Here is a 23,976-nt window from a genome sequence, read left to right as displayed (position 1 = left end):
GCAGGGCAGGTTGACTCACGACACACCTCGGATAGGCGACAGCAGAGCGCCTGGAGTGGCGGCAAGGGCCCGCGCGGCCAGGCAAGGAGCAGGTTGGTAGTCGTTATTGGGCTTGTGTGGAAAGGATAAGGAGCGGGCTTTATTATTTCCAATATATTAATCGACACGTTTGATTCGTTTTACGAATCACTGACGGAGTCACGCTGCTTGAACAGGTTCGCGAGCAAGCTCGCTCCTGCAGTTCGGCGGCGGTGCTCCTTGTAGGAGCGAGCCTGCTCGCGAACCGCACGGCACCCAGCCGATCGCGGACAGAGTCCGCTCCTACTGAGTGCCGACACTTCAGCGAGGGCTTCATGGAACTGCGACACCTGCGTTACTTCATCGCCGTGGCCGAAGAGCTGCACTTCGGGCGCGCCGCCGAGCAACTGGGGATTTCCCAGCCGCCGCTGAGCCAGCAGATCCAGGCGCTGGAAGAAGAGATCGGTGCGCGCCTGCTGGAGCGTACCAACCGCCGCGTGGCGCTCACCGAGGCGGGGCAACTGTTCCTCGCCGAGACGCGGCTGGTGCTGCAGCAGGTCGATCGTGCGGTGCTGCTGGCGCGCCGGGCGCACCAGGGCGAACTCGGCGAACTGAAGATCGGCTTCACTGCCTCCGCCCCCTTCACCTCGACCCTTCCGCGCAGCATCCTGGCCTTCCGCCAGGCCTATCCGGATGTCCACCTGGATCTGCAGGAACTGAGCAGCGGCCAGGCCGTCCAGGCGTTGCTGGAGGAGCGTGTACAGGTTGGCCTGATCCGGCCGGTGCCGCTGCCGGAGACCCTGGAGGCGGTGGAGCTGTTCAGCGAGCCGCTGGTGGCGGTGCTGCGCGCCGACCACCCGCTGGCCGAGTCCAGCCAGGACGGCCTGGAGATCGCCGCGCTGGCAGACGAGCCTTTCGTGTTCTTCCCCCGCAACTACGGCACCGGCCTCTACGCCCAGTTGCTCGCCCTGTCGCGGCAGGCCGGCTTCAGCCCGCGCATCGCCCAGGAGGCCGGCGAGGCGATGACCATCATCGGCCTGGTGGCCGCCGGGCTGGGCGTCAGCATGCTGCCGGCCTCGTTCCGCCGTACGCGGGTGGACGGTGTGGTCTACCGCACGCTGCTCGATCCGGGGGCGACCAGCTCGGTCTGGCTGGTGCGCCGGCGCGACGAACGCTCGCCGCTGGCGCAGTCCTTCATCGACCTGCTGACCCGCGAGGTAGCCGCCTTGCGCGCGGATGGCTGAACCGTTCGACGGAGGGCTCGCCGTTGTCATGGGCATTGCATAGAATCCGGAGCACTCGAATGGCTTCCGGAGGCAGGCTCATGCGGCGCGTGGTGTTCAATCAGAAAGGTGGAGTGGGCAAGTCGAGCATCGCTTGCAACCTGGCGGCGGTCAGCGCGGCGGAGGGGTATCGCACGCTGCTGGTGGACCTGGATGCCCAGGCCAACTCGACCCACTACCTCACCGGCCTGACCGGCGAGGACCTGCCGGTGGGAATCGCCGATTTCTTCAAGCAGACCCTCGCGTCCGGCCCCTTCAGCCGCAAGGGCAAGGTCGATATCTACGAAACTCCGTTCGACAACCTGCATATCGTCACCGCGAGCCCGGAACTGGCCGACCTGCAGCCCAAGCTCGAGCAGAAGCACAAGATCAACAAGCTGCGCAAACTGCTGGACGAACTGGCCGACGACTACGATCGGATCTACCTGGATACCCCGCCGGCGCTGAACTTCTACACGGTTTCGGCTCTGATAGCCGCCGATCGCTGCCTGATTCCCTTCGATTGCGACAGTTTTTCCCGCCAGGCGCTGTACGGGCTGCTGCAGGAGATCGAGGAACTGAAGGAAGACCACAACGAAGACCTGGAAGTCGAAGGCATCGTGGTCAACCAGTTCCAGCCGCGTGCCACCCTGCCGCAGCAGTTGCTGGATGAACTGGTCGAGGAGGAACTGCCGGTGCTGCCGGTCTACCTGATGAGCTCGGTGAAGATGCGCGAGTCGCACCAGGCGTGCACTCCGCTGATCTTCCTGGAGCCGCGGCACAAGCTGACCCAGCAGTTCGTCGAGCTGCACAACCTGCTGGAAGCCTGATGTCCTGACGGTCGAGCGGCGCTTCCGGCCCGGGAGCGTGCGCAGTGCCGCCTCATTGCGAAATGAGGATGTCGCACGGTGGTCGGCGCAGGAAATAGCGGGTCGAGCTGCCGAGCATGGCCTGCTCGATGGCGCCCCGGCTGCGGCTGCCGAGGACCAGCAGGTCCGGCATCCATTCCTTCAGGGCGGTTTCCAGCGCCTGCTGGAAGTTTCCCGGTTGCACCGCACAGAGCAACTGCGGCCCTTCGGCCGGCAACTGCGTGCGCTCGTCCTGTAGCGTCTGGCGCAGCAGCGCGCGCTGGGTTTCCAGATGTTCGTCGGCGCGGTCGGTCTTGCCTGGCTGATAGGCGTTGAGCGCCAGCAGCGCGGCGTCGGTCGGCAGCAGCCGGTAACCGGCACGCCAGGCCTGGCAGGCGCACAGGGACAGGTCCAGGCCGGCCAGCGCCCTGGCGTAGGGCACGGCGGACTCGTCCACTGCCAGCAGGATCGGCGTGCGGCAATGGCGGGCGATGCGCTCCAGGGTGGTGCCGTCGAAACGCTCAAGTAGTTGCTGGTGATGCGCACCGATCAGCAGCAGGTCGGTCTTGAGCTCCTGCGCCGCCTGGGTAACGGTGGTCGCGGCGCGGCCCTGGCGGATCAGCAACTGATAGTCGGCGATGGCGTTGGCCACCGCGGCGTCGCGCAGCGCGACCTCGGCAGCCTCACGGACGGTGTCCATCATGCGGTCGGGGAAATACTCCTCGATCACATGCAGCAAGGTGACGTGCGCACCGTGCTGGCGGGCCAGTTGGGCGGCGCGGCGTACCGCGATGTCCGCTTCTACGCTGAGGTCGTGGGCGACGAGCAGGTTCCTGTACATGGTGGCTTCCCTCTGTGGCGCATCCACTGTCGCGCCACGTAGGAAATTTCACCTTGATACAAGGCAACGGCTTGTCGTCAGCGGCTGCGCAACTGATAGATGGCGTGGCTCTCGGCAACGACGGTGCCGTCTTTATCCTTGAGTTGCAGGTCGAGGACGAAGTCGGACTTGCCGTTGTGGGTCGCCTCTTCGGCGATGCGCTGGATTTCTTCCTCGCTGAGCCAGGCGTCGACGGTGATGTCGCTGGCGGCGGGGCGCAGGAAGCGCAGGCCGGCTTCCTTGACGATGGGGTAGTAGTGCCGCGCATCGAAGCTGGTCAGCATCAGGATGCCACCGGGCAGTTCCGCCACGGTGAACAAGGCGCCGGCGTACATGTTGTGGATGTGGTTCTCGTTGCCCTTGAGCGGCATGCGCAGGCGCACGTGGCCCGGCTCCAGCACTTCGGCCTTGAGGCCGGTGCGCTTGACGAAGGCGATGTGTTCTTCGGTGAGCTGACGGATGAACTCTTCGGGATAAGGCATGGGTGCGCTCCGGTTCGCCTGTTTGTCGTCTGCCCAAGGTTAGCTGCGCCGCGCGGCCTGGCAATGACCGCGCGGATTGACCGGAACGCTCAGGGGCGAGGCTTCAGATACCGTTGCGCGATAGCCAGTCCAGCAACTGTGGCAGTGGCATGGCGCCGCTCTGGCGCGCGACTTCCTGGCCGTTGCGCAGCAGGATCAGGCTGGGAATCGAGCGGATGCCCAGGCGTGTGGAGAGGTTCGGGTTGGCGTCGCTGTCCAGCTTGGCCAGGCGCACCTTGCCTGACAGGCGTGCGGCGGCCTGCTCGAACACCGGCGCGAAGGCCTTGCACGGGCCGCACCAGTCGGCCCAGACGTCCACCAGCAGCGGCAGGTCGCCCTTGGCCTGGGCGGCGAAGCTGGCTTCATTCAGCTCGAAGGGATGGTCGACGATGACCGCCGACTGGCAGCGGCCGCAGCGCGGCGCATCGCCCAGGCGCTCGGCGGGGACGCGGTTGAGACCGTTGCAGTTCGGGCAGGGGATGATCAGGGAATCGGACATGCTGGGGCTCCAGAGGCTATGAGGCCAAGGTGGAGGCTTGCTTGTGAATAATCAACTGCGAGGAGCATCCGGTTCTTCGGTCGACTGATCCGCGGGATATGCCACCCGGCATGGTTCTGGCGTCTATGGGGGCTCGCTATTCGAGTTGGATGGCTTTTGTCTCGCCCCTTCGGGCGAGTCTATTTTGGCCAATACCCCAAAAGGTCTTGCCTCATCATCCGGCCCCCGACAGGTTCCTACCCCAATGCCATACAAGCGGAGCTTGTCCGCGAAATCCAGCGCGGCGGAATTTACGCGGACAGGAAAGCACAGGTGTTTGCCGACAACCTGTAGGACCGAGGGGGACGCCCAGTCCTTGCTCGCGAACCGTCCAGAACCGATGCGGCTGGATAATTCTGTTCGCGAGCAAGCTCGCTCCTACGAAAAGCAACCGCTCACAGTCCGTAGGGCGAATAACGCGTAGCGTTATCCGCCGCGATGGGTGTCGCTTCGCTCCACGCCATCCTGCGAAAACATCCACGCTGCCGGCGCGCGCCGCTGGTCATCAGCCCTCGGAGGCCTGCAGCGACTGGGCGAGGTCGGCGAGGATGTCGTCGATGTGCTCGATGCCGATGGACAGGCGCACCATGTCGCGCGGCACGCCGGCCTTCTCCAGTTCCTCGTCGTTGAGCTGGCGGTGGGTGGTGGAGGCCGGGTGGCAGGCCAGGGACTTGGCATCGCCGATGTTGACCAGGCGCACCACCAGCTTCAGCGCGTCGATGAAGCGCGCACCGGCCTCCTGCCCACCCTTGATGCCGAAGGAGAGGATCGATGCCGGCTGGCCGCCCATGTAGCGCTGGGCCAGGGGGTGTTCAGGGTGATCCGGCAGCCCCGCGTACTTCACCCAGCTCACCTGCGGGTGCTGCTTGAGGTACTGCGCGACCTTCAGGGCGTTGTCGCAATGGCGCTCCATGCGCAGCGCCAGGGTTTCCAGGCCCTGCAGGATGAGGAAGGCGTTGAACGGGGAGAGCGCGGCGCCGGTGTTGCGCAGCGGCACCACGCGGCAGCGGCCGATGAAGGCCGCGGGGCCGAAGGCTTCGGTGTAGGTGACGCCGTGGTAGGACGCATCCGGCGTGTTGAGCAGCGGGAAGCGCGCCTTGTTCTCGGCCCAGGGGAATTTGCCGGAGTCCACGACCATGCCGCCGATGCTGGTGCCGTGGCCGCCGATGTATTTGGTCAGGGCATGGACCACGATGTCGGCGCCGTGCTCGAAGGGTCGGCAGAGGATTGGCGTGGCGACGGTATTGTCGACGATCAGCGGCACGCCGTGGCGATGCGCGGCGTCGGCCAGGGCCTGGAGGTCGACGATGTTGCCCGCCGGGTTGCCGATGGATTCGCAGAACACCGCTTTGGTGCGCTCGTCGATCAGGGCTTCGAGGGCGGTGATGTCGTCATGGGGCGCGAAGCGGGTCTGGATGCCGAAGCGCGGCAGGGTATGGGCGAACAGGTTGTAGGTGCCGCCGTAGAGCTTGGCCACCGAGACAATGTTGTCGCCGGCTTCGGCCACGGTCTGGATGGCGTAGGTGATGGCGGCCATGCCCGAGGCCACGGCCAGCGCGCCGACGCCGCCTTCCAGTGCCGCCACGCGCTCCTCCAGCACCGCGTTGGTGGGGTTCATGATGCGCGTGTAGATGTTGCCGGCGACCTTGAGGTCGAACAGGTCGGCGCCGTGCTGGGTGTCGTCGAAGGCGTAGGAGGTGGTCTGGTAGATCGGCACGGCTACGGCCTTGGTGGTCGGGTCGGGGCTGTAGCCGGCGTGGATGGCCAGGGTTTCCAGTTTCATTGTTCGAGCATCCTGTTGGCAGAAAGGCCCGAGGATGCGAGCGGCGGCCGGCTCCGGTCAATGACCGGGAGCAATGCAGGGCGGGCGCCGCTAGATCGCTTTTCGCTGAGCCGCTCAAGACGAGCAGCTGATCTCCAAGTGACGGCCCCAGTCCGGCGGGCGCCGGGTGAAGACCTCGGCGTCGGGCTGCTCTTCGAAGGGTTTGCTGAGCACTTCGTGCAGCCGCCGTACCACGCTGAAATCGCCTTGCTCGGCGGCGCTGATGGCTTCCTGGGCGAGGTAGTTGCGCAGCACGTAGAGCGGGTTGACCGCATGCATGCGGGTGCGGCGGTCTTCCTGGCTGCCGCCTTCGCGCTCGACGCGGGCGCGGTACTCGGCGGCCCAGGCGTCGAAACCGGCGAGGTCGACGAAGTCCGCGCGGACCACGGCCAGCGCCTGCTCCGGTGCCTGTTCGCCGAGGCGGCGGAAGAACAGCGAGTAGTCCACCGCACCCTTCTGCATGGTCTGCAGCAGGCGCTGTACCCGCTCCAGGTCGCCGTCTTCGGCGCGGGTGAGGCCGAGGCGGCGGCGCATCAGGTCCAGGTAGTGCGCCTGGTAGAGCGGCAGGAACAGGTCCAGCGTGGCGCGCAGGTCGTCCACTTCGACGAAGGGCGTCAGCGCCTGGCCGAGCGCGGCGAGGTTCCAGTGGGCGATGGGCACCTGGTTGCTGAAGGCATAGCGGCCGGCGTCGTCGGAGTGGTTGCAGATGTGGTTGGCATCGAAGTCGTCGAGGAAGGCATAGGGGCCGTAGTCGAAGGTGATGCCGAGGATCGACATGTTGTCGGTGTTCATCACGCCGTGGCAGAAGCCATAGGCCTGCCAGAGGGCGATCATCTCGGCGTTGCGCTCGACCACTTCGCGGAAGAACGCGAGGTAGGGTTTTTCGTCGGCCAGGCACTGCGGGTAGTAGGCGTCGAGGACGAACTCGCCGAGGGTGCGCAGGTGTTCTTCCTGCTTGGTGTAGTAGAAGTACTCGAAGTGGCCGAAGCGCACGTGGCTGGGCGCCAGGCGCAGCAGCATGGCGCCGGTTTCCTTGGTCTCGCGCCACACCGTGGTGCTGGAGCCGGTGACGCACAGGGCGCGGCTGCTGGGGATGCCGAGGGCGGCGAGGTATTCGCTGGCGAGAAACTCGCGGATCGACGAACGCAGCACCGCGCGGCCATCGCCCATGCGCGAGTAGGGCGTCTGCCCGGCGCCCTTTAGGTGCAAGTCCCAGTGCTCGCCGGCGTCGTTCACCACTTCGCCCAGCAGCAGGCCGCGGCCATCGCCCAGGCGCGGGTTGTAGGCGCCGAATTGATGGCCGGAGTAGACCATCGCCCGGGGTTCGGCGGCGTCCCACAGTTTGTGGCCGGCGAAGATTTCCGCGAACACCGGGTCGTCCGCTTCGCTCGGGGCGAGGTCGAGCAGCCTCATGGCCGAGGGGCTGGCGATGACCAGGCGCGGGTCGGCGATGGGGTCGGGCAGGACTTCGGTGGAGAAGACATCGCCCAGGCGGGCGAAGCGGTTATCGAAGGTCAGTTGGTCGAGCTTTTTCACAATCTAACTCCGGACAAGTCCGAGCATTGTGCTCGGACTTGTCCGAAGGCGTCCACCCTCAGGCCTTGTCGCTGCTGGGCTTGTCAGTGCCCTGGGGGGCGCTGATCTTCACCGGTGCGGCGGCGGGCTGCTGCTGCCCGACGATGACCTGCGCTTCCTGACCCTGGAAGTTCTTCAGGAACACGTCGACCTGGTTGAAGGCCATGTCGATGTTGTTCTCGCGGAAGGCCAGGGCGATGCGGGTGAGGGTTTCGTCCACCGCCGGGTTGCGGTCGCCCAGTTCGCGGACGTGGAAGCGCAGTTCGTAGTCGAAGGTGCTGGCGCTGATGGTGGTGAAGTACAGCACCGGCTCCGGGTCGCGCAGGACGCGCGAGTTGCTGTGGACGGCGTCGAGCATGATCTTGCGCGCCAGCGGCAGGTCGCTCTCGTAGGCCAGGCCGATCTTGATGGTCACCCGCGTCACCGTATCGCTCAGCGACCAGTTCACCAACTGGCCGGTGATGAATGTCTGGTTGGGGACGATGATTTCCTTGCGGTCGAAGTCGGTGATGGTGGTGGCGCGGATGCGGATGCGGCTGACGGTGCCGGACAGGTTGCCGATGGTCACCACGTCGCCGATCCGCACCGGGCGCTCGAAGAGGATGATCAGGCCGGAGACGAAGTTGGAGAAGATCGCCTGCAGGCCGAAGCCCAGGCCGACCGACAGTGCGGCCACCAGCCATTGCAGCTTGTCCCAGCTCACCCCGAGGGTGGACAGCGCGCTGACGATGCCGACGCCGCTGATGGTGTAGGACAGCAGGGTGGTGATGGCGTAGGCGCTGCCCTGGGCCAGGGTCAGGCGCTGCAGCACCAGCACTTCCAGCAGGCCGGGCAGGTTGCGCGCCAGGGCGACGGTCACGGCGGCGATGACCAGCGCCATGATGAAGTCGCTCAGGCTGATCGGCGTGGTGGAGGCCGCGTCGCCGGTGCCGCTGGTGTACTGGTAGAGGGTCACGTTGTCCAGGTAGGAGACCACGCTGATCAGGTCGGCCCAGACCCAGTAGAGGGTGACCACGAAGCCGATCAGCAGGCCCAGACGGATCAGGCGCATGGACTGGTCGTTGATCTGCTCGATGCCCAGGGTCGGCTCTTCCACCACTTCGGTGCCTTCGATGCCTTCCTTGGGCGTGTTCTGCCGCTTCGACAGCGCGCGCTGGTAGGCCAGGCGGCGGGCGGCGACGCCCATGCCGCGGACGAAGGTGGCTTCCACCACCATCCAGAACATCAGCAGGAACAGGGTGTCGATCAGCCGATCGGTGAGCTTGAGCGCGGTGTAGTAGTAGCCGAAGCCCACGGCCAGGAACAGCGCCACCGGCAGGGCGGTGAAGCCCAGGCCGACGATCATCTTGATCATCGACGGGCGCTCGCTGGACGGGCTGTTGAACAGCAGTTGGGCGAGCAGCCAGGTCATGGCGGCGTAGCCGAACAGCACCACGGCGATACCGATCACGTCATCGGCCAGGGAGGCCGGCGAGTGCTCGGCGACCGTGACCACCGCGACCAGCGACATCACCACCAGGCCCAGGCGGCGCATCAGCTTGCCGAGGAACAGTACCTGCGGCTGGCTCCAGTGGAAGTGCCGTTCGGCGATGCCGCCCGGACGCAGGATGCGGTGCGCGGTGTAGAACACCAGCCAGACCTGCGCCATTTCCAGCAGCGCGCTGCCCAGGGTGGCGTTCTGACCGCGGGCGTCAAGCAGCAGGGCGAGGCCGGCGATGGCCAGCGCCAGGGTGCCGGGCAACGCCAGCAGCACGGCGAGCAGCAGGGCCAGCGGGGTGTGGGCCTGGCTGTCGCGCTTGAAGTGGCCGATGTCGTCGTTCAGCGACTCCAGCTTGTCGTAGAGGAAGCGGCGCTTCCACAGCAGGCCGGCGACCAGCAGGAGCAGCGGGAGGAACAGGAACGGGCGGTCGATCAGGCCTTCGCCCAGCTCCTTCACGCCCGAGCCCCAGGGCACTTCCGACAGTTGGTGGTGCAGCAGCGTGGGCGTCATCTTGAACCAGGACAGGTCCAGCGGGCGGTTGCTGGGGATCCAGAACATCTGCTCGTCGAGGGTGTCGCGCAGGCTGTCGCTGGTTTCCTTGAGCTGTTTCTGGTTCAGCTGCAGGGTGATGGCTTCGTTGAGCAGCGCGTTCAGTTCGTGGTTGAGGCGCTCCATCAGCTCCAGGCGGGTGTCGACCAGCGTTTCCAGGTCATGGCGCAGTTGCCGGGTGACGCTTTCCTGCGGCTGCTGGGCCAGCAGGTTGTCGAGATAGACCTGGGTGTTGTTGATCTCGTCGCGCTTCTGGTTCAGCTCGAACTGGTACAGGCGCAGGTCGGCGATTTCGTCGGCCAGGTCCCGGTCGGTCTTGATCACCGGCAGGGACTGCTTCTGCTGGTAGAGGATCTTCGCCAGCAGCAGGCTGCCGCGCAGTACGTTGATCTGCTCATCGAGCGCCTGCTCGCCCTGGGTCAGGGTGTCGAGCTGCTGCTTGGCTTCCAGGTTGCGCCGGGTCAGGGTGTTGAGGCGGTCGGTGGTGCGCAGCAGATAGTCGGACAGCTTGAGGTTGGCGGCGCTTTCCTTGCTCAACAGGCTGTCGGTGCCGGCGGCCTCGGAGTCCTTGGACAGCTCGGCGACGGTCTTCTCCGACTGCTCGCGGCGCTTGTCGCTGATCATCGCCTGCAGTTCGAGGGTCTCGCGTTCCTCGCGGCCGATGCGCTCGGCGAGCAGGTCACGCTGGCTGGAGGCGAGGTCGAGCAGCAGGTTGTTGCCGGCCAGTTGCTGGCGCAGGAGCAGGTTCTGTGCGGTGAGCGCGGCCTGTTCGGCGAGCAGCTCGTCGCGGTGCTCCTCGCCTAGCGGCTTGCTGCTTTCCTTGCCGGCCTTGAGCACGCCGGCGATCTCCAGCAGGCGGGTCTGGTTCTTGCTCAGGTCGGCCTGGGCGCGTTCCGGGCGGGTCTGCGCGGTCAGGATTTCGCTCTTGGCGTCGATGATTTCCTTTTGCCAGGCGGCCAGTTGGGCAGACTGCTCGTTGAGCACCATTTCCAGCTGGGTGGCGCTGTAGCCGTTGTAGCGCTGGCTGGCGGGCTTCTCGCTGCTGCCCTTGAGGCGATTCAGGGTCTTCTGGTTCTCGCTGATCAGGCGGGACGCGTCGGCGAGCTGGCCCTTGAGTTCGGCCAGCTGCTTCTCGCTGTCGGCCTTGGCCGCCAGCAGCTTGAGAGTGTTCTCGAGGCTGGCCTTGATCGGCTTGGCGTCGGTGTCGGGCAGCTTGCGCTCGGCAAGGCCGTCGAGGCTCTGCTGCACCTGTTCGGCGCTGGGCGGAGCGTTGTCGGCGGCCAGCGCGGGCAGGCCGGTGAGCGGGCCGCCCAGGAGGACGGCGGTCAGCAGGGTACGCAGCAGGAATGACATGGTCGCGGTCAGCGGCTCGTGCGGAAAGTGGATGAGGGTAGTGCTGGCTGACCGGCGCCCGCAAGCGGGCGCCGGTGGGCGGTCAGAGGAACAGGCCCGGGCCGGGACGGCCTTCGGGGAATTTGACCCCGACCTTGCGGATCTTGTTCCCATCCAGGGCGGCGACGGTCCAGGTCAGGCCGTTCCACTCCACCTGGTCGCCGATGATCGCCTGGCCGCCGATCTCGTGGGCGATGAAGCGGCCCAGATGCTGTTCGCCGTCCACGCCTTCGAGTTTCAAGCCATAGAGCGAGGCCACGGCGGAGAGCTGGGCGTCGCCTTCGAGGACGAAGTCGCCGAAGAAGCGCGCGCTCAGACCGCGATCCGGTGCCTGGCTGAACAGCTTGCCCAGCGCGGAGAGGTCATGCTCGTGGCCGATGACGCAGAGGATGTCGTCGGCCTCGAGGATGGTACTGCCCGACGGGTGCAGCAGCTGGGTGCCACGGAACAGCGCGGCGATGCGAGTGCCCTCGGGCATCTTCAGCTCGCGCAGGGCGGCGCCGATGCACCACTTTTCCTTGCTCAGGTGGTAGACGAACAGCTCCCACTCGCTGGTCGGGTGGACTTCCAGGCCGGCGCGGGAGATCGGCGCCGGGTCCGGCGGCACGATCACCCGCAGCAGCTTGGCGGCCCAGGGCAGGCTGGTGCCCTGCACCAGCAGCGACACCAGCACGATGAAGAAGGCGACGTTGAAGAACAGTTGCGCGTTGGGCAGGCCGGCCATCAGCGGGAACACCGCGAGAATGATCGGCACCGCGCCGCGCAGGCCGACCCAGGCGATGAACGCCTTCTCGCGGCCGTGGAAGGCGCGGAACGGAATCAGGCCGACCAGCACCGACAACGGGCGGGCGAAGAGGATCATCCACAGTGCCAGGCCCAGCGCCGGCAGGGCGATGGGCAACAGGTCGTGGGGCGTGACCAGCAGGCCCAGGACCAGGAACATGCCGATCTGCGCCAGCCAGGCCATGCCATCGAGCATGTGCAGGATGCCGTGGCGCGAACGGATCGGCTGGTTGCCCAGCATCAGGCCGCACAGATAGATGGCAAGGATGCCGCTGCCGTGCACCGCATTGGCCACGGCGAAGATCAGCAGGCCGCCGCTGATCACCAGCAGCGGGTAGAGGCCGCTGGCCAGGTGGATGCGGTTGATCACCTGCAGCAGCAGCCAACCGCCGCCCAAGCCGAGCAGCGAGCCGATGCCGAACTCGCGCAGGAAATGCCAGAGGAAGCCCCAGCTCATGCCGCTTTCGCCGTGGACGAGCATGTCGATCAGGGTGACGGTGAGGAACACCGCCATCGGGTCGTTGCTGCCCGATTCGATTTCCAGGGTGGCAGTCACCCGTTCGTTGAGGCCCTTGCCGCCGAGCAGGGAGAACACCGCCGCGGCATCGGTGGAACCGACGATGGCGCCGATCAGCAGGCCTTCCATCCAGCTCAGCTTGAACAGCCAGGCGGCGGCGATGCCGGTCAACCCGGCGGTGATCAGCACCCCGGCGGTGGCCAGCGAGAGCGCGGGCCAGAGCGCCACGCGGAAACTCGCCACCCGCGTGCGCAGGCCGCCGTCGAGCAGGATCACGGCCAGCGCCAGGTTGCCGACCAGGTAGGCGATGGGGTAGTTGGAAAAGCCGATACCGCCGGGGCCATCGGTACCGGCGATCATGCCCACGGCGAGGAAGATGACCAGGATCGGGATGCCCAGTCGCGAGGACAACGAACTGACCAGGATGCTCATGCCGATCAGCACAGCAGCGATCAGGAAATAGCTGTTGATGGCCACGGCATCCAAAGTGTCGACCTCCAGGGAAGTGGGGAGTGGCGACGCTACTTGGGGGATCAGGATGCAGGCCGCATGCCAATTGATTCTAACCTGCGGATTTACAAGGCTGTCAAAGGCTAATTGCGTGGCCAGGGGTGAAGCTTTCAGCAGCCTTTCAGGTGGCTGGCGAGGCGTGCTGCGTTGGCTGCCCCGGAAGTGGGCACGGCGCGTGGCGAGCAGGCATAAAAAAGCCCCGGACGTGACCGGGGCCAGAGGGGCATGCGAGACCTAGAACCAGGAGTCCCGCATGGTTGAACAGGTGTCGTCGCGGGCTTCGAGCAGCGCCAGGTCGTGGTGGCAGGACGGCACTTCCCAGGTCAGGAAGTAGCGCGCGGCCTGCTGTTTGCCGTGATAGAAGTCCTCGTCCGCGGCATTGCCTTCGCCACTGCGGATTCGCACCAGGCCTTCCTCGGCGCGAATGGCCTGCTCCAGCCAGCGCCAGCCGATCACCGCGTGGCCGAAGACCTTCAGGTACAGCGCCGAGTTGGCCAGTCCTTGCGCCACGCGGCCCTGCATCAGGTCGCCGAGCAGGCTCAGGGTAGTCGCCGTCAGGCGCGCCATCAGTTGCTCCAGCGGCTCGCGCAGCTTGTCCAGCGACGGGTGCGCGCTGGCACGCTCGCAGCACTGGTTGATCAGGCGGGTGAGTTGCTTGAGGCCGGCGCCGTTGTTCTGCGCCAGCTTGCGGCCCAGCAGGTCCAGCGACTGGATGCCGTGGGTGCCCTCGTGGATGGGGTTCAGGCGGTTGTCGCGGTAGTACTGCTCCACCGGGTATTCGCGGGTGTAGCCGTGGCCGCCGAGGATCTGGATCGCCAGCTCGTTGGCCTTCAGGCAGAACTCCGAGGGCCAGGACTTGACGATCGGGGTGAGCAGGTCGAGCAGTTCGTGGGCCTGCTTGCGTTCTTCCTCGGTGGGCAGGGTTTCACAGTCGTCCACCAGGCGCGCGGCATACAGGCCGAGGTCGAAGGCGCCTTCGACGTAGGCTTTCTGGGTCAGCAGCATGCGCCGCACGTCGGTGTGCTCGATGATCGACACCGGCGCCGAGGTCGGGTCCTTGGCGTCCACCGGGCGGCCCTGCGGGCGTTCGCGGGCGTACTCCAGGGAATACAGGTAGCCGGCGTAGCCGAGCATGATGGCGCCCATGCCGACGCCGATGCGCGCCTCGTTCATCATCTGGAACATGTAGGCCAGGCCGTGGTGCGGCTTGCCGACCAGATAGCCGACGCACTCGCCCTTGTCACCGAAGTTCAGCGCGGTGGAGGTGGTCCCGCGCCAGCCCATCTTGTGGAACAGGCCGGCCAGGGTCACGTCGTTGCGCGCGCCGAGGGAGCCGTCTTCGTTGACTAGGAACTTGGGCACGATGAACAGGCTGATGCCCTTCACGCCGGGCGGGGCGTCCGGCAGCTTGGCCAGCACCATGTGCACGATATTGTCCGACAGCGGGTGGTCGCCGCCGGAGATGAAGATCTTGTTGCCGCGGATACGGTAGCTGCCGTCGGCGGCCGGTTCCGCGCGGGTGCGGATGTCGGCCAGGGACGAGCCGGCGTGGGGCTCGGTCAGGGCCATCGTGCCGAACCAGCGGCCTTCGATCATCGGTTGCAGGAACAGGCGCTTCTGCTCGTCGCTGCCGAAGGTCTCGATCAGGTGGCTGGCGCCCATGCTCAGCATCGGGTAGGACGAGGTGGCGATGTTGGCCGACTGGAAGTGCGCGAAGCAGGCGCGCGAGAGCAGGTGCGGCAACTGCATGCCGCCCTGTTCGAAGCTGCGCGAGGCATTCTGGAAGCCGGCCTCGTTGAAGGCGTCCACCGCCGGCTTCACCTCCGGGATCAGCACCGCGCCGCCATCGACGTACTGCGGCTCGTTCTCGTCGTTCTTGCGGTTGTGCGGGGCGAACAGCGCTTCGGCGATGCCACGGGCGGTGCCCAGGGCGGCGTCGAAGGTCTCGCGGTTGTGCTCGGCGAAGCGTTCGCGCTGGGTCAGGGCCTGCGCATCGAGCACTTCGTAGAGTTCGAAAGCGAGGTTGCGGGAGCTGAGCAGGGTCTCGGACATGGATCGACCTCCGTGGGAATCGCCGCAGTCTAGTCTGGTGAATGAAGCGCGCACAGAATCATCCACGCGCGTGATAAAGGGCTAAAACACCTCGACTACGGCTACACTGCGCGCCTTGAGGAGTCCGCCATCCATGAACTACCGCCACGCCTACCATGCCGGCAACCACGCCGACGTGCTCAAACACATCGTCCTCGCCCGCCTCTTCGCGCTGATGGCGCGCAAGGACACGCCCTTCGCCTACCTCGACAGCCACTCCGGGATCGGCCTGTACGACCTGCTGGGCGACGAAGCCAGCCGCACCGGCGAGTGGGAGTCGGGCATCGGCCGCCTGTGGGAGCGCGATGACCTGCCGGAGCTGCTGCAGGATTACCTGGAGGTGGTGCGTGCGCTCAATCCCGATGGCGGCCTGGAGTTCTACCCCGGCTCGCCGGAGCTGGCGCGCCGCCTGACCCGCCCGCAGGACCGCGTCCTGCTCAATGAGCTGCACCCGGAAGACGGCCGCCTGCTCAAGGCCAACATGGCCGGCGAGCGCCGCATCTCGGTGCACCAGGGGGACGGCTGGTTGCTGCCGCGAGCCTTCCTACCGGTGGCGGAGAAGCGCGGCGTGCTGCTGATCGATCCGCCCTTCGAGCAGCCGGACGACCTGGAACGCTGCGTGACCGCGCTGGACGAGGCCATCGGCCGCATGCGCCAGACCGTGGTTGCGATCTGGTATCCGATCAAGGACCGCCGCCAGCTCAAGCGCTTCTACCAGCGCCTGGAGAAGAGTTCGGCGCCGAAGATGCTGCGGGTCGAACTGTGCGTGCATCCGGCGGATACGGCCGATCGCCTGAACGGCTCCGGGCTGGTCATCGTCAATCCGCCGTGGCCGCTGGATGAGGAGCTGCGCGGCCTGCTGCCGTGGCTGGCGGAGACGCTGGCGCAGAGCGAAGGCAGCAGCCAGGTGGACTGGCTGATCGCCGAATGAAAAAAGCCCCGGCAGTGCCGGGGCTTTTTGTGGCGCTGGACTGATCGCGACGTCTTTATGTAGGAGCGAGCTTGCTCGCGAACCGCTTCACTGCGAGGCCAGTTCGCGAGCAAGCTCACTCCTGCAAGAGCAGGCTCAAGCCGGCAGGCAGACGCCGGTGCCGCCCAGGCCGCAATAGCCGTTGGGGTTCTTCGCCAGGTATTGCTGGTGATAGGCCTCGGCATAGTAGAACGGCGGCACCTCGCGGATTTCCGTGGTGATCTCGCCATAGCCCTTGGCGCTGAGTTCCTTCTGGAAGGCCGCGCGGCTGGCGTCGATGGCGGCCTTCTGGGCCTGGTCGAACCAGTAGATCGCCGAGCGGTACTGGGTGCCGGTGTCGTTGCCCTGGCGCATGCCCTGGGTCGGGTCGTGGGACTCCCAGAACACCTTGAGCAGCGCCTCGATGCCGGTTTCGCGCGGGTCGTACGCCACCAGCACCACTTCGCTATGGCCGGTCAGGCCGGAGCAGACTTCGTCGTAGGTCGGGTTCGGCGTGAAGCCGCCGGCGTAGCCCACGGCGGTGACCCAGACGCCCGGCTGTTGCCAGAAGCGCCGCTCGGCGCCCCAGAAGCAACCCAGGCCAACAACGATCTGCTGCACACCGGCGGGGAAGGGCGCGGTCAGCGGGCGGCCATTGACGTAATGCGCTTCCGGCACTGGCATTGGGCTTTCCCGGCCCGGCAGGGCTTGGGCGGAGCTGGGCAGTTCCAGCTTGTGGGCAAGTATTTGCGAGCGCAGGGTCATGGCATTCGTCTCCTCTGAATAGGGGCGGCAATAGACTCGGATACTCGCCGAAGATTACAGCGTTTTTTCCGTAAGCGGGGATGGTTGCGGGCCCGCCGCGGCGGAGTGCCTCAGTGCGGGCGGCAGGGGTAGCGCTGCAGGCTGGAGGGGAGGTCGTGGCTGGGAATGGGGCGGTCGAACAGGTAGCCCTGGCCGATGTCGCAGCGGTTGCGCCGCAGGAAGGCCAACTGCGCGGCCGTCTCCACGCCTTCGGCGACCACCTGCAGCTTGAGGTTGTGGGCCATGGCGATCACCGCCGAGGTGATTTCCATGTCGTCCTGGTTGTCGGGGATGTCCTTGATGAAGCTGCGATCGATCTTGATCACGTCGATGGGGAATTTCTTCAGGTAGCTCAGCGAGGAATAGCCGGTACCGAAGTCGTCCATCGCCAGGGTCAGGCCGAGGTTCTTCAGGCGCTCCAGTTGCTGGCGGGTGTCGTCGGTGGCGTCCAGCAGCAGGCTTTCGGTGAGTTCCAGCTCCAGTTGGCAGGCGGGGATGCCTTCCTCGTGGAGGATCGCGGCGATGGAGCCGACCAGGTCGGGGTCGCTGAACTGCTTGGGCGACAGGTTGATGGCGATGTGCAGTTCGCCCAGGCCCTTGGCGGCCAGCTCGCGCACCTGCCGGCAGGCCTGGCGGATCACCCACTTGCCGATGGGGATGATCAGCCCGGTTTCCTCGGCCACGCTGATGAATTGGTCCGGGCGGATCATGCCCTTCTCCGGGTGCTGCCAGCGCAGCAGCGCTTCCAGGCCCAGCAGCACGCCGCTGCGCAGGCACAACTTGGGCTGGTAGTGCACCGCCAGTTCGTCCTGCACCAGCGCGCGGCGCAGGTTGCTTTCGACGAACAGCTTGTAGCTGGCCTCGGCGGTCATCGCCTCGGTGAAGGTCTGCACCTGGTGCTTGCCGTTGGCCTTGGCCTTGTGCAGCGCGAGCCCCGCGTGCTTCATCAGGGTCTGCGGATCGTGGCCGTGTTGCGGCGCGTAGGCGATGCCGATGGAGCCGGTGATGCTGATCAGTTGGTTGTCGACGAACAGCGGCTTGTCGAGCACGTCGAGGATCTGTTCGGCGATCTGCTCGCCACGGCCGGCCACCGACTCTTCGAGCAGCACGGCGAACTCGTTGCTGGCGAAGCGCGCCAGGGTGGTGCTGTCGCTCAGGCTGCTGCGCAGTCGCCGGGCCAGGTTGGCCAGCAGTTTGTCGCCGGTCTGGTGGCCGAGGCTGTCGTTGATCCGCTTGAAGTTGTCGATGTCCACCAGCAGCAGGCCCAGCGAATGCTGGCTGCCGGCTTGCAGGCGTTCTTCCAGGGCGTTGATGAAGAAGTGCCGGTTGGCCAGGCCCGTGAGGTTGTCGCGGTAGGCGAGCTTCTCGATGTGCTGCTGGGCCAGCTTGCTCTGGGTGATGTCTTCGTAGATGCCGATGTAGTGGGTCAGCTCGCCCTTGTCGTCATGGACCTTCGACAACGACAGCTGGCCCCAGTAGGGCTCGAGGTTCTTGCGCCGGCTGCGGAACTCGCCCTGCCAGCTGTTCTGCGTGACCAGGGTGGAGCGTGCGTCGAACAGCAGCTCGCTGAGGTTGGCCAGCGCCGGCAGTTCCGGCAGGCGGCGGCCGCGTACTTCGTCGGCGCCGTACTGGGTGATGGCGGTGAAGCTCGGGTTGACGTACTCCACCAGGCTGTCGCGGTCGATCAGCAGGAAGGCGCTGGCGCTCTGCTCGACGGCGCGCTGGAACAGGTGCAGGGCGCTGGAGACGTTGCGCCGCTCGTGGTTCATCAGCACCTGGGCGTACTGGTCGGCCAGCTCGCCGGCGAAGGCGATTTCGTCGCTCTGCCACATGCGCACTTCGCCGACGTGCTCCAGGCACAGCACGCCGACCACTTCGCCGCCGATGCGGATGGTGGCGTCCAGCAGCGCGGCGACGCCCTGCTGGCGCAGGTAGCTCTTGGCCAATTCCTGCGTGCGCGGGTCCTGCAGGGCATTGTGGGCGTCGATGGCGCGGCCGCTATGGACCGCGTCGAGGTAGTGGGGGAAGCGGCTGGCGTCGATGTCCTGCGGCGTCTCGTACTGGTCGGTGTCGCGACGGTAGACGGTGACGGCTTCCAGGCGGTTGTCCGGGTGCAGGCGCCAGATGCCGGCGCGGGCCACGTCGTAGGCTTCGCAGGCGGCCTGGGCGATCAGTTGCGCGGCTTCGAGCAGCGGGTCGCTGGACAGGTAGCGGTGCCGCGCCAGGCGCACGATCAGGTTCTGCTGGGTGCGCGAGCGCACCAGGTGTTGCAGGTGTTCGTCCTGGGAGCGCTGGTACATCTCCAGGGACATCTTCAGGCGGATGTTCTGGGCTTCCAGGTCCAGCAGGCGCGGGTCCGGTTCGGCGGCCTGGGCATCGCCCTCGTCCTGCAGCAGGTAGCCGTGCAGCAGTTGCCGGCCGTGCTGCTGGAAGGCCTCGCCGACTTCCAGGATGTTCAGCGTACCGCGCGGCGAGTGCAGGCAGTAGCGCACCCGGTAGCGGCCGTCCGCGAGCAGTTGCTGCTGGACCAGTTCATGCAGCCGGTGGCGCGCCTGGGGCTCCATCAGGCTGGCATAGGGGGCGTCGAGGAGGCCGCAGAGGTCCTGGGCGGGCACGCCGATCTGGCGCTCGCAGCCCGGGTCGAGGAACAGCAGGGTCCAGCTGGGTTCGTTCAGGCGCTCGAAGCGCAACATCCCGAGCCGCGAGGGGACGGGAAGCTGCGTGACAACCTCGGCCGCCGAACGGCTGGCGGCATCGGGATGACTCTTCATGCGCGGCGGATTTCCAGGGTGCTGGACGAGGTACATGGCCTCGGCCGAGTTCGATAAGCGTTGGCAAGGTTTGCATGAGGCGCTGGGCGCTGACAAGCCACGTCTGTTATCGGCTGTTCGGTCAGGAAGTTGAGCGCTGTAGGTCCGCGGACAGAGTGCCGGCGGGTGGGCAAAAAGAAGCCCTGCCATCCGGCAGGGCTGGAGAGTACGAGCGTGGCGTGCTCGTCGAGAGGAAGGCCGGCGCGGGGCCGGCCTTTTACAACACTTGCAGCGCTTACAGGAGCAGGGTGCGGATATCACCCAGCAGGTCGGACAGGCGCTTGGTGTAGCGCGCGGCGGCCGCCCCGTTGATCACGCGGTGATCGTAGGACAGCGACAGCGGCAGCATCAGGCGCGGCTGGAAGGCCTTGCCGTCCCAGACCGGCTGCATGGTGGCCTTGCTGACACCGAGGATCGCCACTTCCGGCGCGTTGACGATCGGCGTGAAGCCGGTACCGCCAATGTGACCGAGGCTGGAGATGGTGAAGCAGGCGCCCTGCATGGCGTCGGCGGAGAGCTTCTTGGTGCGCGCTTTCTCGGCCAGTTCGGCGGCTTCGGCGGCGAGCTGCAGGAGGCTCTTCTGGTCGACGTTCTTGATCACCGGCACCAGCAGGCCGTCAGGCGTGTCCACGGCGAAGCCGATGTGCACGTACTTCTTGCGGATCAGCGCCTTGCCGCTGGGGGCCAGCGAGCTGTTGAAGTCCGGCATTTCCTTGAGCAGGTGGGCACAGGCCTTGAGCAGGATCGGCAGCACGGTCAGCTTGACGCCGGCCTTCTCCGCAACGGCTTTCTGGGCCACGCGGAAGGCTTCCATCTCGGTGATGTCGGCCGAGTCGAACTGGGTCACGTGCGGCACGTTCAGCCAGCTGCGATGCAGGTTGGCGGCGCCGACCTGCATCAGGCGGGTCATGGCCACTTCTTCCACTTCGCCGAACTTGCTGAAGTCGACTTCCGGGATCGGCGGAATGCCCGCGCCACCGGTAGCGCCAGCCGGCGCGCCGGATTTGGCGCGTTGCAGTTGTTCCTTGACGAACGCCTGCACGTCTTCCTTGAGGATACGGCCTTTCGGACCGGTGCCTTTCACTTCGGACAGCTCGACACCGAACTCGCGGGCGACCATGCGCACGGCGGGGCCGGCGTGGACCTTGGCGCCGTCGCGGCTGGGCGCGCCCACCGGAGCGGCTTCTGGCGCCTTGGCCGGAGCGGCGGCAGCAGGAGCCGGGGCAGCGGCAGGAGCAGCAGCGGCCGGAGCCGGAGCTGCAGCCGGCGCTTCGGCGGCAGCGGGGGCAGCAGCGCCGACGACCTTGAGCTTGAGAATCAGGTCGCCGGTGCCGACTTCGTCACCGATCTTGATCGACACGCTCTCCACCACGCCGGCAGCCGGCGAGGGGATTTCCATGCTGGCCTTGTCCGATTCCAGGGTGATCAGCGACTGATCGGCCTCGACCGTGTCGCCGGCTTTCACCATGACTTCGATGACGTTGGCCTTGCCGGCCGAGCCGATGTCCGGGACGTGGATGTCCTGGACGCTGGCGGCGGCGGGCGCGGCAGCCGGCGCCGGGGCAGCGGCCGGAGCCTCTGCCTTCGGTGCTTCCGGGGCCTGCGCCGGAGCTTCGGCCTTGGGCGCTTCGGCGGCGGCCGAACCACCCTCGACTTCCAGCTCGAGGATCTCGTCGCCTTCCTTCAGGGTGTCGCCCACCTTGACCTTCAGGCTCTTCACCACGCCGGCTTTCGGCGAGGGGATCTCCATGCTGGCCTTGTCGGACTCCAGGGTCAGCAGGCTCTGGTCGGCCTCGACGGTGTCGCCGACCTTGACCAGCAGTTCGATGACTTCACCCTGACCATTGCCGATGTCGGGTACACGAATCAGTTCGCTCATCGTGCCTCTCCTCAGCAGTCCAGCGGGTTACGTTTTTCGGGGTTGATGCCGAACTTGGCAATGGCTTCCGCCACGACCTTGGGTTCGATATCGCCACGATCGGCCAGGGCTTCCAGCGCGGCCAGCACCACCCAGTGGCGGTCCACTTCGAAGAAGTCGCGCAGCTTGCGGCGGCTGTCGCTGCGGCCGAAGCCGTCGGTGCCCAGCACCTTGTACTCCTTGCTCGGAACCCACTGGCGGATCTGCTCGGCGTAGAGCTTCATGTAGTCGGTGGAGGCGATCACCGGGCCCTTGCGGCCGCCCAGGCACTCTTCGACGTAGCTCTGCTTGGGCTTCTGACCCGGGTGCAGGCGGTTCCAGCGCTCGATGGCCAGGCCGTCGCGGCGCAGCTCGTTGAAGCTCGGGACCGACCAGACGTCGGCGCCGATGCCGAAGTCTTCGCGCAGGATCTTCGCGGCGGCTTCGACTTCGCGCAGGATGGTGCCCGAACCCAGCAGCTGCACGTGGTGCGCGGCGTCCTTCTTGTCTTCGTCGAGCAGGTACATGCCCTTGATGATGCCTTCTTCCGCGCCCTTGGGCATGGCCGGCTGAACGTAGTTCTCGTTCATCACGGTGATGTAATAGAAGACGTCCTGCTGCTCTTCGATCATCTGGCGCGAGCCTTCGCGGATGATCACCGCCAGCTCGTAGGCGTAGGTCGGATCGTAGGTACGGCAGTTCGGGATGGTCGCCGCCAGCAGGTGGCTGTGACCGTCTTCATGCTGCAGGCCTTCACCGTTCAGGGTGGTACGGCCGGCGGTGCCGCCGACCAGGAAGCCGTGCGCGCGGCTGTCGCCAGCGGCCCAGGCCAGGTCGCCGATACGCTGGAAGCCGAACATCGAATAGAAGATGTAGAACGGCAGCATCGGCTGGTTGTGCGTGGAGTACGAGGTACCCGCGGCGATCCAGCTGGACATGGCGCCGGCTTCGTTGATGCCTTCCTCGAGGATCTGGCCCTTCTTGTCCTCGCGGTAGAACATCACCTGGTCTTTATCCACCGGCTCGTACAGCTGGCCGACGGAGGAGTAGATACCCAACTGGCGGAACATGCCTTCCATGCCAAAGGTACGGGCTTCGTCCGGCACGATCGGGACGATGCGCGGGCCGAGCTCCTTGTCCTTGACCAACTGCGAGATGATCCGCACGAAGGCCATGGTGGTGGAGATCTCGCGGTCGCCCGAGCCATCGAGGATGGCCTTGAGGGTGTCCAGCGGGGGAACCGGGACCTGGAAGCTCTTGGCGCGGCGAACCGGCATCACGCCACCCAGCGCGGCGCGGCGCGACGCCAGGTACTTGGCCTCGGCGCTGCCTTCGTCGGGGCGGTAGAACGGCAGGTTTTCCAGGTCGGCATCCTTGATCGGGATGTCGAACTTGTCGCGGAACGACTTCAGGGACTCGACGTCGACCTTCTTGACGTTGTGCGCGATGTTCTTCGCTTCGCCCGAACCGGTGCCGTAGCCCTTGATGGTCTTGGCCAGGATGACGGTCGGCTGGCCCTTGTGGTTGACCGCCTGGTGGTAGGCCGCATAGACCTTGTAGGGGTCGTGGCCGCCACGGTTGAGTTTCCAGACTTCCTCGTCGGAGAGGTCCTTGACCATCTCCAGCAGCTCCGGACGCGCACCGAAGAAGTGCTCGCGCACGTAGGCGCCGTCCTTGGCCTTGTAGTTCTGGTACTCGCCGTCGATGACCTCGTCCATGCGCTGCTGCAGCAGGCCGGCGGTGTCCTTGGCGAACAGCGGGTCCCAGAAGCGGCCCCAGACCACCTTGTTGACGTTCCACTCGGCGCCACGGAACACGCCTTCGAGTTCCTGGATGATCTTGCCGTTGCCGCGAACCGGGCCGTCGAGGCGCTGCAGGTTGCAGTTGATGACGAAGATCAGGTTGTCCAGCTTCTCGCGCCCGGCCAGGGAGATCGCGCCCAGGGATTCGGGCTCGTCGCACTCGCCGTCGCCCATGAAGCACCAGACCTTCTGCTTGCCGGCGGGGATGAAGCCGCGGCTTTCCAGGTACTTCATGAAGCGTGCCTGGTAGATCGCCTGGATCGGGCCCAGACCCATGGAGACGGTCGGGAACTGCCAGAAGTCCGGCATCAGCCAGGGGTGCGGGTAGGAGGACAGGCCGTTGCCGTCTACTTCCTGGCGGAAGTTGTTCAACTGGTCTTCGCTGATGCGGCCTTCAAGGAAGGCGCGGGCGTAGACGCCGGGGGAGGCGTGGCCCTGGAAGAACACCAGGTCGCCGCCGTGTTCGTCGGTCGGGGCCTGGAAGAAGTAGTTGAAGCCAACGTCGTACAGGGTCGCGGAGGATGCGAAGGAGGAGATGTGGCCGCCCAGGTCCGGGTCGTGCTTGTTGGCCTTCATCACCATCGCCAGGGCATTCCAGCGCACCAGCGAGCGGATCCGGCGTTCCATGAACAGGTCGCCAGGCATGCGGGCTTCGTGGGTCACCGGAATGGTGTTGCGGTACGGCGTGGTGATCGCGTAGGGCAGTTGGGTACCGGTACGGGTAGCCAGTTCGCCCATGCGGGTCATCAGGTAATGGGCGCGTTCCTCACCTTCACGGTCCAGGACCGATTCCAGGGCGTCCAGCCATTCCTGGGTTTCGACGGGATCGAGGTCTTGCATGGCTTGCTCCAGGGCGGAAAGGCTTCCAGAATCGGAAGCCAGTAGATCGTTGCCGATAGCTGCGCCGGCCTCGTGGGCGACGCGGCGA

General features: G+C 66.1%; 15 protein-coding genes. 3 read left to right on the top strand and 12 right to left on the bottom strand.

The features are described 5' to 3' along the window. Nucleotides 1-353 precede the first annotated feature (353 nt). Complete coding sequence (locus H681_RS22670) at nucleotides 354-1,262, top strand: LysR family transcriptional regulator (RefSeq protein ID WP_015479230.1); 909 nt, start codon at nucleotides 354-356, stop codon at nucleotides 1,260-1,262. A gap of 80 nt (nucleotides 1,263-1,342) precedes the next feature. Further along, nucleotides 1,343-2,110, top strand: coding sequence for a ParA family protein (locus tag H681_RS22665; RefSeq protein WP_015479229.1), 768 nt, complete (start codon nucleotides 1,343-1,345; stop codon nucleotides 2,108-2,110). A 52-nt stretch (nucleotides 2,111-2,162) separates the two neighbouring features. Here the strand turns inward: H681_RS22665 and H681_RS22660 are convergent, their stop codons facing one another. From H681_RS22660 to H681_RS22625, 8 genes are all read right to left on the bottom strand, one after another. Continuing rightward, a complete protein-coding gene (locus H681_RS22660; RefSeq protein WP_015479228.1) occupies nucleotides 2,163-2,969 on the bottom strand; it encodes a universal stress protein in 807 nt (268 codons plus the stop codon). Between the two features lie 77 nt (nucleotides 2,970-3,046). Further along, nucleotides 3,047-3,490 carry a YiiD C-terminal domain-containing protein gene (locus H681_RS22655; protein WP_015479227.1) on the bottom strand — a complete coding sequence of 148 codons (444 nt, stop codon included), beginning with the start codon at nucleotides 3,488-3,490 and terminating at the stop codon, nucleotides 3,047-3,049. Between the two features lie 103 nt (nucleotides 3,491-3,593). After that, entirely contained in the window at nucleotides 3,594-4,028 is a 435-nt protein-coding gene (gene trxC, locus H681_RS22650) for a thioredoxin TrxC (protein ID WP_015479226.1), read from the bottom strand. 544 nt (nucleotides 4,029-4,572) lie between these two features. Continuing rightward, complete coding sequence (locus H681_RS22645; RefSeq protein WP_015479225.1) at nucleotides 4,573-5,850, bottom strand: bifunctional O-acetylhomoserine aminocarboxypropyltransferase/cysteine synthase; 1,278 nt, start codon at nucleotides 5,848-5,850, stop codon at nucleotides 4,573-4,575. A gap of 114 nt (nucleotides 5,851-5,964) precedes the next feature. After that, entirely contained in the window at nucleotides 5,965-7,425 is a 1,461-nt protein-coding gene (gene selO, locus H681_RS22640; RefSeq protein ID WP_015479224.1) for a protein adenylyltransferase SelO, read from the bottom strand. A gap of 58 nt (nucleotides 7,426-7,483) precedes the next feature. Beyond that, on the bottom strand, nucleotides 7,484-10,846 hold the full coding sequence (mscK, locus tag H681_RS22635; RefSeq protein ID WP_015479223.1) for a mechanosensitive channel MscK: 3,363 nt from the start codon (nucleotides 10,844-10,846) through the stop codon (nucleotides 7,484-7,486). An 82-nt stretch (nucleotides 10,847-10,928) separates the two neighbouring features. Further along, complete coding sequence (locus H681_RS22630; RefSeq protein WP_015479222.1) at nucleotides 10,929-12,671, bottom strand: potassium/proton antiporter; 1,743 nt, start codon at nucleotides 12,669-12,671, stop codon at nucleotides 10,929-10,931. Between the two features lie 258 nt (nucleotides 12,672-12,929). Next, entirely contained in the window at nucleotides 12,930-14,747 is a 1,818-nt protein-coding gene (locus H681_RS22625) for an acyl-CoA dehydrogenase (RefSeq protein WP_015479221.1), read from the bottom strand. Between the two features lie 133 nt (nucleotides 14,748-14,880). On the opposite strand from H681_RS22625, the gene H681_RS22620 reads away from it, so the two are divergent. Then, on the top strand, nucleotides 14,881-15,717 hold the full coding sequence (locus tag H681_RS22620; RefSeq protein ID WP_015479220.1) for a 23S rRNA (adenine(2030)-N(6))-methyltransferase RlmJ: 837 nt from the start codon (nucleotides 14,881-14,883) through the stop codon (nucleotides 15,715-15,717). A 135-nt stretch (nucleotides 15,718-15,852) separates the two neighbouring features. On the opposite strand, the gene msrA is transcribed toward H681_RS22620, so the two are convergent. The 4 genes from msrA to aceE form a co-directional block, all read right to left on the bottom strand. Then, nucleotides 15,853-16,500: a peptide-methionine (S)-S-oxide reductase MsrA gene (gene msrA / locus H681_RS22615; RefSeq protein ID WP_015479219.1), complete on the bottom strand. Its 648-nt coding sequence runs from the start codon at nucleotides 16,498-16,500 to the stop codon at nucleotides 15,853-15,855. A gap of 110 nt (nucleotides 16,501-16,610) precedes the next feature. Further along, nucleotides 16,611-19,310, bottom strand: a complete 2,700-nt coding sequence (locus H681_RS22610; protein ID WP_015479218.1) for a putative bifunctional diguanylate cyclase/phosphodiesterase — start codon at nucleotides 19,308-19,310, stop codon at nucleotides 16,611-16,613. A 274-nt stretch (nucleotides 19,311-19,584) separates the two neighbouring features. Then, complete coding sequence (gene aceF / locus H681_RS22605) at nucleotides 19,585-21,228, bottom strand: dihydrolipoyllysine-residue acetyltransferase (RefSeq protein ID WP_015479217.1); 1,644 nt, start codon at nucleotides 21,226-21,228, stop codon at nucleotides 19,585-19,587. A gap of 11 nt (nucleotides 21,229-21,239) precedes the next feature. Further along, nucleotides 21,240-23,888: a pyruvate dehydrogenase (acetyl-transferring), homodimeric type gene (gene aceE / locus H681_RS22600; RefSeq protein WP_015479216.1), complete on the bottom strand. Its 2,649-nt coding sequence runs from the start codon at nucleotides 23,886-23,888 to the stop codon at nucleotides 21,240-21,242. Nucleotides 23,889-23,976 lie beyond the last annotated feature (88 nt).

This window comes from Pseudomonas sp. ATCC 13867, from assembly GCF_000349845.1.
Taxonomy (GTDB): Bacteria; Pseudomonadota; Gammaproteobacteria; order Pseudomonadales; family Pseudomonadaceae; genus Pseudomonas.
This window is presented reverse-complemented; position numbering and strand designations above follow the sequence as displayed.